Raw genomic sequence first — 13729 nt, 5'->3', positions numbered from 1 at the left:
TTGGCGGAAAGAGAGAGTTAAGGCAAGTAACAAAGTGGTGCGTCTCGGTTAACGAACCATCTGCCGAGGATTTTACACACAATTTCGGACTTGACCCGCGACGACGCACTAATGGAGAGGTTTTATCCCAAAATTAGTATAAAAAAAGGAAAAGGCGGTATAGATGCGGGGTTTTGTCCTAAATTTCGTATAAACGTACCCGATTGACGATGGTGATAAACGGTGGCATGTTTTTTCATCAGGTGCGGCTTAAAGGCTAAACGGCTTAACGCCTTCCCGTCCAGCACTCCTTGGGATTGGTACGGATTAGTGGTACCATAGGAATGGAAGAACTATTACATCTATCTCATGATAAACTTAATAGATGATAAAGGAGCATGGATGCCGTATGAATCAAGTGATCGAGTTGCTGATGAAGCACCGTTCGATTCGAAAATTCAAACCTGATCCGATTCCAGATTCAACGGTAGAAACGATCGTCCGTGCGGCCCAGATGGCCTCTACTTCAAGCAATGTCCAGGCCTACAGCGTGATTGCGATTAAGGATCGGAATCTGCGTGAACAGCTCATGAAGCTGTCAGGGAACCAGCAATATGTGATGGATTGCCCGGTCTTCCTTGTGTGGTGTGCAGATCTGTACCGGCTCGGCAAAGCGGCGGCCAAACATGCGGAGGTTGGCGGCGGCGAGCAACAGAACGGCAGCAGCGGGCAGCAGATGGAGAGCAGCGAGCAGACAGGGGCCGGAAGCAGCACGCAGCAAGCGGGCGCCGGCCATGTGAAGCAAGACACCTATGCGGATTCGGTAGAGAATCTATTAATAGCAACGGTGGATACGGCCTTGGCTGCGCAGAATGCCGCTGTTGCCGCGGAATCTCTGGGGCTCGGGATCGTCTATATCGGCGGACTGCGCAATCAGATCGCAGAGGTATCTGAGCTGTTGAACCTGCCTGAGCTGGTCTATCCGCTGTTCGGCATGTGCATCGGCATACCGGACCAAGCACCGCTGTCCCGGCCGCGGCTCCCGCTTGATGCCGTCCTGCACACGGATACGTATCAAACGGAACGGATTGAGCCGGGAATCGATGCGTATGACCGCATCTATTCGCAATATATGCGTGAGCGAAGCGGCGGCAAAGACAGCACTGTTTGGTCCATTCAGATGCGGAAGAGACTCACGGAGCCGATCCGCCTTCATATGAAGGATTTCTTGCAGAGCAAGGGCTTCATGAAGCGATAATGACCAACTGCATATCGCGGCGGTTGCCATAAGCGGCTGGAACCGTTACAAGAGCATCATGACAGGTTGCGAATATATGTGGGGCTCCTTAAGGAGTCCCCCCCATATGTTTGCACGAAAGTGTGATCGTTTCCCCGCAAGAACTTCCTTGATGCCCCATCATTTTATCATCTTATCCTTATCGTCACTTATCGTCAGCAGATGAAGCAAGCGTGAGATCATCAAGTACACGGCCGATGTAATTCCCCCTATAAACATGCACATCAAATTGGTCTGCATGCTGTAATCAAATAGAAGCATCACCAAGATCGACAGGACGGCATAATTGAACACCAGCCATGACCATCTGTAATAGGGGGGTTGAGCGAGCTGCCAGATGATCTGTGACGGGATGCCTGTCCCAAGAAGATAAAAACAAGGTATAAACAAAATAAAGACGGTCAGATCGGTAAAAAGCGGAAATTCGTTATCCAGGTAATTCGGCCAGAAGGTAACGACTATATACAAAGATGCTGACCCTGTAAGAAGAAGCCATCCATAATACAGTCTAATCAGAATCGAGCACCCCCAAATCCATCACAAATTCATCTGCACAACTCAAATATTAGCACATTCAACAGGAACTTTATACCAATGAAATTCCAACACGTTTTACCCTCTCTGTTTCGCTGAACGAAAATTCCCCAAATCTCCTTCCATTCTCCTCCCAGATGGCGAAAACGCTTGATACATCAAGGAAAGATCACGATAAAAAAATTCATATGTCAACCAGTTGACATACATATGTCAACCGGTTATCATATAATTGAATTGAAACACAAAACCAATTACTTAGTTAGGGGGAAAAGACGTTGAGTAAGTTGAAACGCTACTCGCTAATGGCCTTATGTTTAGTATTTCTATTAGGAACCTTGGTTGCTTGTTCTGGTGGCGGCTCTGCAAACGATAACAACACCGCCGCAAATAATGAATCCAAGCAGCAAGCTAAATCCGGTGAAGAAATCAAGTTGACCTTCTTCAACACTTCTGCTGAAGTCAACACGGTATTTGAAGAGCTGTTTAAAAAGTATAAAGAGATCAACCCGAATGTAACGATTGAATTGATCCCGACACCAATCGGCGGTGCTCAGATCGAGATCTTCCAATCGAGATTGGCTTCGGGGAACCCGCCGACGATTTCGAACTTGGATGCCGGTCATATCTATCAATACAGAGATATGTTCCTTGACCTGGAGTCTGAGAAGGCCAAATATGAAGAGTTAACGCTGCCTGGTGCTGTAGAAGGCGGTGTGTTTGAGGGCAAATTCCTCGGCATTCCGTGGACTGCACAGGGCTATGGTCTGCTGTACAACAAGCGTGTTGTAGAGGAAGCAATTGGCGGACCATTTGATCCGTCGACGATCCGCACGCGCGACGATCTGGCAGCGCTGCTTGAGAAGATCGATGCTGCAGGTATTCCGCCTGTTATGATCCACGGTGCAGACTGGTCTCTTGGAGCGCACTACTTCGCGCTGGGCTTCTCGCTGCAATCGAGAGATCTGCAAGAGAACCTGAAATATTGGGAAGATGTTAAAGCAGGAAATGCAAAACTTGCTGATAATGAAGTATTCAATGGTCTAATGGATACATTTGATCTGCTGAAGCAATACAACGCACGCAAAAACGATCCTCTAGTTGCTAACTATGAATTGGACAGCTCCGATTTTGCTAAGGGGAATACTGCTCTGTACTTCATGGGCGACTGGGCATGGGCAGTAATCGGAAACTTAGAAGACAGAGACAGTGAATTTGGTATCCTTCCGCTTCCGATCAGCAACAACCCAGAGGATTACGGCAACGGGCAAGTAGCTTACAGCCAGCCGAAATTGTTTGCCGTTGACAACACTGGTTCTACTCCGGAGCAACAGCAAGCAGCTCTTGAATTCCTCGAGTGGATGCTTACGAGCGAGGAAGGTCAACAAGCCATTATCGGTGAGATGGGCTTGATGATGCCGTACAAGGATCTGAAGGTTGAAAGCAGCAACGTCATCGCACGAGCTGTGGCAGATTACGTAGATGCAGGAGAAACCATCGATATCAGCATCATCAACTACTTCCCGTCGGATTACTGGGCGAAGAACGGAGCCTCCATGCAAAAGTACCTGGTTGATCAAATCGACCGCGATGCGTTCTACCAAGAAATCGAGGCTTATTGGCAATCGGTAGAATAATGCGTTCTATGGGAAAGATATACGAAGATGGGCGTTCTGCATAGGCCTAACGCCCATCTTTCTTTCACTGACTATAATCTGATGCGAAAAGGTGTGGAGGTATGAAGAACAACAAAAAGCTGAATAATGTCGGGATCTTTTTGTTTTTCGGCGGCCCTTCTCTATTTGCATTTGCCGTGGTGTTCCTGATCCCGTTTATTGTTGGGCTGTATTTGACCTTTACCAATTGGCACATCATCAATAACGATTGGTCTTTTGTTGGTTTTTCCAACTATGTTGATGTCTTTCGCGACAAAACCTTTTTAACACAACTGGAATTTACCATCTGGTATGTGATCTTTACCGTTTTGATCTCCAATTTCCTTGCTTTTTTCATCGCTTTGGTATTGACCAGCGGTGTTAAGGGAGAACGCTGGCTTCGAGCCGGATATTTTACGCCCAACTTGATCGGCGGGATCGTCCTCGGTTACTTGTGGCAAACTCTCTTCTCCCGGGTCCTTCCTTTCTTAGGGCAGCAATACGGCTGGACTTTGTTTGAAACCTCGTGGTTGACCAGTACTGACAAGGCGTTCTGGGCATTGGTCATCGCCACTTCCTGGCAATTGGCCGGTTACCTGATGATCATCTACATCGCTGGATTCACCGGAGTACCCAAGGACGTCCTGGAAGCTGCGAGCATCGATGGGGCGAACAAATCTACGATTCTGCGCAAAATCATTCTGCGCCTGTCCATCCCTGCTATCGTAGTATGTATCTTCTTGTCCTTGTCCCGTTCGTTCTTGACTTATGATTTGAACCTCAGCTTGACGAAAGGCGGACCCTTTGGTTCTACGGAGTTAGCAACCTACCATATCGTGCAGAAGGCGTTTCTCTCCAATCAATATGCCATTGGACAAGCTGAAGCCATTATTCTATTCGTCATCGTAGCAGTTGTAGCATTGACCCAGTCCTATCTGCTGAAGAAGTTGGAGGTGGAGGTGTGATGCCCGCGCGGCGGTTTTCAGCTATTCTTAAAAACACGTTAATGTATGTCGGTTTGATTATTTTCTTGCTGCCATTCTTGCTGGTCATCTTAAACTCCTTTAAGACAACCCAGCATTTTATCGAGAATCCGATCGCATGGCCGAAAAACTTTAGTTTTTCCAACTATATCGATGCTTTTCAAAAAATGAACTTTATGCAAGGGTTTATCAATTCCCTTGTAATCACCGTGTTTGGTGTTCTGCTGATCATCCTGTTTTCTGCCATGACAGGATACTTGTTTGTTCGTTTTAAATGGAAAGTGAACAAGGTGCTGTTTTTTATGATGTTGGCGGCCATGACGGTTCCTTTCCAAGTCATCATGATCCCGCTCGTTATGTTGTATGGGAATCTGGGACTGCTCGATTCCAAAACCGTGCTCATCTTTATGTACATGGGCTTCGGGATTCCGCTCGGCGTGTTTATGTTCCACGGTTTTATCAAGGGGATTTCCTATGAACTTGAGGAATCTTCGTTTATCGACGGATGCACTCGTCCGCGAACCTTCTTCCAGATTGTTCTTCCTCTGCTGAAACCGATCATTGTTACCTTGGCGGTGCTGGATGTCCTCTGGATCTGGAACGACTATCTCTTGCCAAGCCTTGTATTGTTGTCGCCGGGGAATCGGACGCTGCCGCTTTCGACCTATGCCTTTTTCTCAACTTATACGGTAGATTATGGTCCATTGATGGCCGCTTTGGTGATGACGATAATCCCGGTTCTCATCCTGTATATTATCCTGCAGGATCATGTCATTAAGGGAATAACAGAAGGTGCGATTAAGTAATATCAACCGAGGGTGGTAACAGCATATGGATTTAATCAACAGAACCCATCCAGAATTGCGCGACGTACTGCTGCAATTGCCGAAGTTTTATCTTCCAGAAGATTTAGAACCAGCAAGAAGGAATAAACCGCCTGCACCGCGAAAATCAGACCATGTATCCATTCACGAGCAGATGATCAAAGGCAAAGACGGCAATGAGATCATGGTGCGCATCTATGAGCCAAGCGGCGATCATGGAGCGGAGCGGCCGGCATTGCTGTGGATTCATGGCGGCGGTTATGTCATGGGACATCCGCAAGATGATGATAACCTATGTCAGGAGATCGCAGAAACGGTTGGCTGTATCATCTTCTCGCCGGATTATCGTCTGGCTCCTGAGCATCCATACCCAGCCGGGCTGGAAGATTGCTATTCCACTTTGCTCTGGATTGAACAATCGGCAGCATCTTATAAGGTGGATTTGGCACGGGTAGCGGTCGCTGGAGCAAGCGCGGGCGGCGGATTGACGGCGGCATTAGCCCTTCTGGCAAGGGATCGCGGGGGTCCGAAGATTTGTTTCCAGATGCCCCTATATCCCATGATCGATGATCGGAATGTTTCACCGTCCAGCTATGAAATCACGCATCCCGCTGTATGGAATCGCAGGAACAATATAGCGGCTTGGAATATGTACTTGGGTGAAGGAGAGCGGAAAGAGGTTTCCCCTTATGCAGCTCCGATCCGTGCTGAGAATCTGGCAGGGCTGCCGCCAATGTATACTTGCGTCGGACAACTGGATCCGTTCCGCGACGAGACCATCGAGTATGTCATGCGAATGGCGGAGGCCGGTGTGGATGTGGAATTCCACCTGTATCCCGGATGTTATCACGCGTTTGAACTCGCGGTTCCAGACGCTGAGATCAGCAAGCGAGCACGAAGCGAATATATAGGCGCACTATTCAGAGCCTTGCAAGGTCGTTCTGCCAAATTACAAGGATAAGGTGGTAAGCGGTATGGCATATGCCCAGGTGAACTTCTATTCGAAAACCCTGAATCGGAACACGACGTTTCAGGCGATTCTCCCTTTTGACAATCCGAAGGGACCGGTTCACGAGTCCTATCAGCGTCCAACTTGTTCGTTGTACCTGCTTTCGGGATTCACGGGTGATGACATGGACTGGCTGCATTATTCTGGTATTCGATTGTTAGCGGAGAGATACAACATCGCCGTCTTCATGCCGGCTTCATCCAACTCTTTCTATCTGGATGATGAAGAGAAAGGTGAGCTTTTTGGCGAATTCGTCGGCAAGGAATTGGTCGAATACACCCGGCGGTTGTTTCCAATCTCCGATCAACGTGAGCATACCTGGATCGGCGGCTTGTCGATGGGAGGATTTGGGGCTCTTCGCAATGGCTTGAAGTACGGGGATACGTTCTCGCGAATCATAGCTCTATCCTCGGCGATTATCACCTACAGAATCCATGGGAAGACCGAGGGAAGCGTGGATGGTCATCCGATTCATTATTTCAAGCGGGTGTTCGGTAATCTTCAGAACGTACTGGGCAGTGACAAAGACCCGGAGTTCCTGATCGCGCAGCGCAAATCATCAGGCAGTCTATTGCCGGACATCTATATGGCCTGCGGCACGGAAGATTTCCTGCTGGATGTGAATCGCCGTTTTCGTGATTTTCTCGTCAAAGAAGATTACCCGCATACTTATGTTGAGGGTCCGGGAGATCACGATTGGGAGTACTGGAACCGGGCGATCCACGAAGCTTTGCTTTGGGCCAGGGGTTAATGACGGCATGCATGCGAGAGTTGCAAGATCATACAGGGAATCGTCTTCCTGCAATGTCTTGGAGATAAATGGTTATCGCATAAAGGAATATCATCGTTGATGCATCAAGGGACCAGCCTTGAAACATGAAAGATATAAAGTATTATAGTTATAATAGAGACAGAGCAAAGCATTTTTTTGTAGATGGAGGAAACTTGATGGCGACGATCAAAGATGTTGCAGAGAGAGTCGGTGTCTCAGTAACGACGGTTTCCCGCGTGTTGAATAACCGGGGATATCTGAGCGAGGATTTGAAACGCAGGGTCTATCAAGCGATGGAAGAACTCAACTATCAGCCCAATGAACTTGCTCGTTCCCTGTTCCGTAAGAAGTCTAATATTATCGGACTGATCATACCTGATATATCGCACCCCTTCTTCAGTGAAATCGCCATTCATATAGAGACATTCGCATACAAGAGTGGCTATAAGATTCTGCTTTGTAATTCTCAATTGGATAAGAAGAAGGAAAAAGATTACCTCAACATGCTTAAAGCAAGTCAAGTCGATGGCATCATCATGGGAAGCCACACCTTGGATACCGAGGAGTATAAGTCGATCAATATGCCCCTTGTTACCTTAGACCGTCAGTTATCGGAATCGATCCCTTATGTTTCGTCCGATCACTACAAGGGCGGGCAATTAGCTACCAAACTATTAATTCGCAAGGGCTGCAAGAAGATCGCCCATATCAGCGGGAACTTGAAACTGCATCTGTTGGCTAAGGCAAGATATGATGGATTCATTGATACCGTTAAGAAACACAGCATCAACCACGTCGTGGTTCAGACGGATTTGAACGGATTCAAATATGACGAGTACAAGAAAATCGTAACGGAATTGTTCCTGAAGCATCCCGATCTCGATGGTGTATTTGCCAGCAGTGATCTCATCGCTGCACAAGTATTGAAGGAATGCAAACGGCTTGGCAAGCGAGTGCCGGAGGACGTCAAAGTCGTCGGTTTTGACGGAATAAGAGTGGGTGAGTTTATGATGCCCGGTTTGTCCACTATTCAGCAGCCCATCAAAGACATCGCTAAGACCGCGGTCAAACTGCTGATTGATTGGATCAACGGCACAGAAGTACCGCGTGAGAATATACTGCCCGTCAAATTGATAGAAAAAGAAACAACATAAGTACTTTGTATGCCTTTTTAAATTTTATTTTGCCCAGATGTCAACCGGTTAGCATATATGACATCTTGACTTCATCATGAAATGGAGGGAAATGGGTGCTCAGATTTGACAGTCGTGCAACCTTTATAGACAAACCAAACGATGTCCTAGCGATTGGAGAACTGCTCATCGACATGATCTCCGAAGACTATGACGACGCCTTGAATTGCGACAAATATTATCGATATTTTGGCGGCTCAACCGCTAACTTGGCGCTGAATGTAAAGAAGCTGGGACTCAAGTCCCGGGTTGTTTCCGCCGTGGGTAAAGACAGCTTCGGCACATTTCTTCTTCAGCAGTTAGAAAAGGAAGGCATTCCTACGGATGACATTCAGAAGTCCGAGCGATCCACCAGCATGGTTGTGATCACCAAAAGCCGGCAGACACCAACACCCATTTTCTATCGAGGTGCGGACTATCAATTGCATTACACACCTGAGCTTGCCGAGGCGGTTAAACAATCGAAGATCGTCCATTTCTCTTGCTGGCCGATCTCCAGGCAACCGGCACGTTCAACCATCGAGAAGGTGATCGCCTTGGCGCGGGAAGAAGGAACGATGATCGGCTTCGATCCCAACTATCATCCGGCGATATGGAACCATGATGAGGACGGGAGAGACTATGTGAGAACCATGATCAGCCAAGTGGACGTGATCAAGCCGTCGCTGGATGATGCGGATCGGATCTTCGGTGAAGATACTCCTGAGAATCATCTGGCACGCTTCCTTGATCTGGGAGCGAAGCTCGTGATCTTGACGCTTGGTGCGGATGGAGCATTGGTCTCCAATGGAACGGACGAGATCCATCTAGAGAGTGTAGCAACGGAGGTCGTAGATGCAACCGGTGCCGGAGATGCCTTCTGGTCAGGTTTTTATGCAGGGATTGCTAAGGGGCTCAGTGTGCTGGATGCCGTCAAACACGGTATGAAAATCAGTGCCTATAAATTGAAGCATGTGGGACCGGTTCAGCAATTTCCGGATATGCTCCTGATCTGATCATCATCAATTGGGAGGTTTTATGATTATGACACTTAGAAATCAAGCTCAGCTCATCACTTATCCCGATTCTCTTGGCGGGGATTTGCAAACTTTGAAACAAGTGATTCAGAAGCATTTTCCTGACCTGTTTAAAGGCGGGATTCACATCCTTCCGCCATACCCGTCTTCCGGTGACCGCGGATTTGCACCATTGGACTACTTCTCGATCGATCCGCAATTCGGTACTTGGGAAGATATCCAAGACCTTGGCCGGCAATATGGCGTGATGTTGGATGTCATGGTGAACCATGTTTCGCAAAGATCGGTTTATTTCCAAGACTTCCTCAAGCATGGCCGGGAATCCAAATATGCGGATATGTTCTTAACGATCGAGAAAATCTGGGAAGACGGACAGCCCGTTCAAGAAGATATCGATAAGATGTTCTTGCGCCGTCCAGTGCCTTACTCAACGTTCATCACGGGCAACAATCAGGAAGAGAAGGTTTGGACGACCTTCGGGAAGACCGATCCATCAGAACAGATTGACCTTGATGTCAAATCTGAGCTGACGAGAAAATATTTTCAGGATATCTTCAAACATATGAAGGATCATCATGTTCATATGCTGCGGCTCGATGCTGTAGGATATGTGATCAAGAAGCCGGGAACCAGCTGCTTCTTCGTGGAGCCTGAGATCTATGAATTTATGGATTGGATTGCTGAACAGGCGAATGAGCTGGGCATTGCTTTGCTGCCGGAAGTGCATTCCCACTATTCGATCCAGTATAAGTTAGCGGAGCGGGGATTCTGGATTTATGATTTTATCCTGCCTTATACGGTCTTAGATGCCCTTCTCAATCGTTCGAGCGATATGCTGAAGGAATATCTGAAGAATCGTCCGGCTAACCAATTTACGATGTTGGATTGCCATGACGGCATTCCGGTCAAACCGGATATGGATGACCTGGTAACGACGGACAGAGCTCGCCGCGTCGTGGATATCTGCTTAGAGCGAGGCGCCAATCTCAGTTACGTGCTGTCCGATGCGCACAAATCTCCTGAAGGATTTGATGTCCATCAGATTCGAATCACATACTACGATGCGCTGGATCGGGATGATGATGCATACATCGCAGCGCGTGCGATCCAACTCTTCACGCCTGGGATTCCGCAGATCTATTATGTCGGCTTGCTGGCTGGCGAAAATGATGAGGAACGAGGCAAAATCACCGGAGACGGCAGGGAAGTGAACCGTCACAACTACACGCTGGAAGAGATCGAACAAGCGGTGCAGAAGCCTGTCGTTAAGCGGCTCATGGAACTGATCCGATTCCGTAATGAATATGAAGCGTTCCAGGGTGATTTCCAGGTGCTCGACACGGCGGATCACGAGCTTAAGCTGCAATGGGAGCACAGCGGCAAACGCTGCCTCTTGCACGTTGATCTGGAAAATTACCGTTCGGTGATTACCTATACGGGAGAACAGGGCAAGGAAGAAGAGTGGGTATTGTAATATATGACGTTTGAGAACACCTCCATGACGGAGGTGTTTTTGCTTTGTATGCGGGTGTGCATAGAAGCAAGGATAGATGAATTAGGTTAAACACCTGTGTGCATCTAACCTTTTATTCATATACATAAAATATCACAAAAGCTAAATATTGATAACGGGAAAATCATACGATAAAATGAAGCCAAAATAAAGGGAAGTGCTCGGAGGGAAATGGGGAGAATCCATGGAAATATGAAAGAGGAAAGGAGGGCAATAATTAAATCGGTTAACGTGTCCGCACACGGTGGATGTCGTACAGATGATGATTCGTTTGTTTATTGAGGAACATTATGGGAGATGAGGAGGATGAGGATGAAGATCAGAACGAAGGCGTTGCTCAAGCGTTTCGCTGGATTGACAGCGGTTACAATGATGGCGTGTGCTGTTTTGCTTGCGCCTGTGACCGGTTTTGCTGCGGCTGCAGAAGTCGAATCGCCCCGTTTCCAACAGCCGTACACCAAAGTGATGACGGCGGGGGAAACGTATCAGGCGGAGCTGCTTCATGTTCCGGAAGAGGCGGAGATCGAATGGCAAAGCAGCGATGAACATATCGCAACGGTGAACGAGAGCGGATTGGTGGAGGCTGTTTCTGCCGGCATAGCGACGATTGCCGCCAGGATCTCCATCGACGAGCAGATCGTAATCGTAAGCAAGCATATCATGGTCAGGGAGGCAGCGGAAGTGGAAGCTAAACCTTTAGGAATTACCGTTAACGAGCACGGCTTTGATACCAACGGACGAATGACAGCCTTGTTCGGTTCGCCGGTGGTGGACGGCGTGATCGATCTGATCTGGGAGAAGGCGATCCCGGTTAAACAGACCATCGTGGCTGGCAAGACCGATACGACCGCCGTTTTCCGGGCGTTGTGGGATGATCGGGCGTTGTATATTCTAGCGGAAGTGAAGGATCAACATCTTTCCGCGGCGGCGGAAGCACCGTACATGCAGGATTCCCTGGAGATCTTCCTGGATGAAAACAATGACAAGACCGTGACGTACGGACCGAACGATCTGCATCTGCGTGTGAATTATGAAAATATTCGTACCGTGGATCAAGGGGAGAGCGATCGTTTCTACACTGCTGTGACAAGGACGGATGAAGGTTATATCATCGAAGCGAGAGTTGCGCTGACAGAACCGCCGGAGAACGGCAAAGTGCTCGGCATCGAATTGCAAATCAATGATGCCGTGGGGGCGGAACGGGCGGCGACATTGAATGTCTTTGATGCCACCGGCACCGCTTGGAATAACCCTTCGACCTTCGGTGAGATCGTGCTGCTCGGCAAATCGGAAGGGGATGTGAGCGGCCCGAATCCTTATGATCTCTTGAGTCTGATTGAACGCACGATGAAGATGAACTTCAAGCTGTACCAAAATCCCCATGTTGTAACAGATGCCGTTATGCAGGTAGTTGCGTCTCATTTCCTGAAAAGCGGTTCTTTCACGCAAGAAGAATTGGATGAACAATATGCTGCGATCGATGCAGCGATCGACCAACTAGAAATGACAGAAGAGGCGGCTAATGAGAAGTACTTTACACCTATGCCTGGAGAGTATCGGATGCCGAGTGACCGACCGGGGACCATCGAACGATTGACATACAAGACGCCAAATGCCGAGAACGGCATGGACGAGAAAAAATTGAATATCTACCTTCCTCATGGCTACGATCCGAACGATAAGGATACGAAATACAATGTGCTGTATCTGATGCACGGAGGCGGTGAGAATGAGGACCTGCTCTTCGGCGGTCCCGGTGAAAACAGGGAGCTGAAGACCATCCTTGACAACATGATCGCGGCGGGAGAGATCGATCCGCTGATCGTCGTGACACCGACTTTCTACGGCGGGATGAACGATGTCGCCCTATTCCATGAAGAATTGATTAACGATATCGTTCCTTTAGTAGAAACGACATACAACACGTATGCCAAGTCCGGCAGTTTGGAAGACTTGCAGGCTTCGAGAGCTCACCGGGCCTTCGGCGGCTTCTCCATGGGATCGGTGACGACCTGGCATGTGTTCGCCAACAAGCTGGATTACTTCAAGTACTTTATCCCGCTGAGCGGAGACAGCTGGGCATTAGGTGAACGATCCGGGGGGATTAAGCCGCGGGAGACGGCTGAATTTTTGGCTAATGTGGCCAGAGAATCCGACTATGAACCGCAGGATTACTATATCTTCAGCGCGACGGGGGACTTGGACATCGCCTATCCGAATCTGAAGCCCCAGATTGATGCCATGCGCGTAATGACCGACGTCTTCATCTATTCATCGGACAAAACAAAGGGGAATTTTTATTTCCTCGTGGCCGAGGGCGGTTCTCACTCCTGGAACTGGCAGAACCAATACATCTATCATATCCTGCCTGATCTGTTCGATTAACCTGCGCGTCTAGAAAACAGAGATCGATGAACCAGTTTAAATCCTGTTTCTTCTTCGGAATTGTCACAAAAGGCGGGCCTCCATTGTCTTCTCTTACGAAAGGACATTTCGTTAGGAGGATATGTTTCTGAAAAGAGAAAGGAAATGTTTGACAGCAGATGGGATGGGGATTTATGATAGAAAGAGTGATTCAAATTTTTGAGGAAAATGCTAGTATTTAGGGGGGCTCTTTGTGAATGTCAAGTTTGTGAGCTTTATCATCATGAGGTTGCTGTCCTTAGGGATCGGCATTGTCTTTCCATTTGTATCTATTGTTTGGAAGACAACGATATTGATTCTGTTCTTTATTTTTAGAGTGATCGATATCGAGAGGGACCGGAAGCTGTTCGGCGTTACCTCCATGTTCTTCCTCGGCATGATTTTGGCTTATCTGTACCGGCTGATCTGGAATTAGAACAATTAGAACCACCCTTCTGTAATGTTATGGTATAGGTAGACTAGTAATCTATTTTACAACATCTCATTATGAAATGGAAGATATTAAAAATACAGAAATAGTAATATATATT

General features: G+C 47.9%; 11 protein-coding genes. All 11 read left to right on the top strand.

Translation table 11 applies throughout. The features are described from left to right. The first annotated feature begins 388 nt into the window (after positions 1–388). A complete protein-coding gene (locus tag PRECH8_RS11390; protein ID WP_200967223.1) occupies positions 389–1237 on the top strand; it encodes an NADPH-dependent oxidoreductase in 849 nt (282 codons plus the stop codon). 851 nt (positions 1238–2088) lie between these two features. Beyond that, entirely contained in the window at positions 2089–3447 is a 1359-nt protein-coding gene (locus PRECH8_RS11385; protein WP_242457555.1) for an ABC transporter substrate-binding protein, read from the top strand. A gap of 101 nt (positions 3448–3548) precedes the next feature. Next, the gene (locus PRECH8_RS11380) at positions 3549–4430 is read left to right on the top strand and encodes a carbohydrate ABC transporter permease (protein ID WP_200967222.1); all 882 of its coding nucleotides are present in this window, start codon (positions 3549–3551) and stop codon (positions 4428–4430) included. Further along, a complete protein-coding gene (locus tag PRECH8_RS11375; RefSeq protein WP_200967221.1) occupies positions 4430–5254 on the top strand; it encodes a carbohydrate ABC transporter permease in 825 nt (274 codons plus the stop codon). Before PRECH8_RS11380 ends, PRECH8_RS11375 begins: the two co-directional genes overlap by 1 nt. 25 nt (positions 5255–5279) lie before the next feature. Then, complete coding sequence (locus PRECH8_RS11370; RefSeq protein ID WP_200967220.1) at positions 5280–6233, top strand: alpha/beta hydrolase; 954 nt, start codon at positions 5280–5282, stop codon at positions 6231–6233. A gap of 13 nt (positions 6234–6246) precedes the next feature. Further along, complete coding sequence (locus tag PRECH8_RS11365; protein ID WP_200967219.1) at positions 6247–7032, top strand: alpha/beta hydrolase; 786 nt, start codon at positions 6247–6249, stop codon at positions 7030–7032. A gap of 197 nt (positions 7033–7229) precedes the next feature. Further along, a complete protein-coding gene (locus PRECH8_RS11360; RefSeq protein ID WP_200967218.1) occupies positions 7230–8207 on the top strand; it encodes a LacI family DNA-binding transcriptional regulator in 978 nt (325 codons plus the stop codon). Positions 8208–8302: 95 nt separating this feature from the next. After that, on the top strand, positions 8303–9241 hold the full coding sequence (locus PRECH8_RS11355) for a carbohydrate kinase family protein (protein ID WP_200967217.1): 939 nt from the start codon (positions 8303–8305) through the stop codon (positions 9239–9241). Positions 9242–9269: 28 nt separating this feature from the next. Continuing rightward, positions 9270–10736, top strand: coding sequence for a sucrose phosphorylase (gtfA, locus tag PRECH8_RS11350; RefSeq protein WP_200967216.1), 1467 nt, complete (start codon positions 9270–9272; stop codon positions 10734–10736). 351 nt (positions 10737–11087) lie between these two features. Next, entirely contained in the window at positions 11088–13160 is a 2073-nt protein-coding gene (locus PRECH8_RS11345; RefSeq protein ID WP_200967215.1) for a sugar-binding protein, read from the top strand. Between the two features lie 232 nt (positions 13161–13392). Then, positions 13393–13614: a hypothetical protein gene (locus PRECH8_RS11340; protein WP_200967214.1), complete on the top strand. Its 222-nt coding sequence runs from the start codon at positions 13393–13395 to the stop codon at positions 13612–13614. Positions 13615–13729: the final 115 nt, after the last annotated feature.

The organism is Insulibacter thermoxylanivorax (assembly GCF_015472005.1).
Taxonomy (GTDB): domain Bacteria; phylum Bacillota; class Bacilli; order Paenibacillales; family DA-C8; genus Insulibacter; species Insulibacter thermoxylanivorax.
This window is presented reverse-complemented; position numbering and strand designations above follow the sequence as displayed.

Excerpts from the sequence above, each read along its gene's own strand:
- PRECH8_RS11390 (WP_200967223.1), top strand. The coding sequence starts at position 389 with ATGAATCAAGTGATCGAGTTGCTGATGAAGCACCGTTCGATTCGAAAA.
- PRECH8_RS11380 (WP_200967222.1), top strand. The coding sequence starts at position 3,549 with ATGAAGAACAACAAAAAGCTGAATAATGTCGGGATCTTTTTGTTTTTC.
- PRECH8_RS11375 (WP_200967221.1), top strand. The coding sequence starts at position 4,430 with ATGCCCGCGCGGCGGTTTTCAGCTATTCTTAAAAACACGTTAATGTAT.
- PRECH8_RS11370 (WP_200967220.1), top strand. The coding sequence starts at position 5,280 with ATGGATTTAATCAACAGAACCCATCCAGAATTGCGCGACGTACTGCTG.
- PRECH8_RS11365 (WP_200967219.1), top strand. The coding sequence starts at position 6,247 with ATGGCATATGCCCAGGTGAACTTCTATTCGAAAACCCTGAATCGGAAC.
- PRECH8_RS11360 (WP_200967218.1), top strand. The coding sequence starts at position 7,230 with ATGGCGACGATCAAAGATGTTGCAGAGAGAGTCGGTGTCTCAGTAACG.
- gtfA (WP_200967216.1), top strand. The coding sequence starts at position 9,270 with ATGACACTTAGAAATCAAGCTCAGCTCATCACTTATCCCGATTCTCTT.
- PRECH8_RS11345 (WP_200967215.1), top strand. The coding sequence starts at position 11,088 with ATGAAGATCAGAACGAAGGCGTTGCTCAAGCGTTTCGCTGGATTGACA.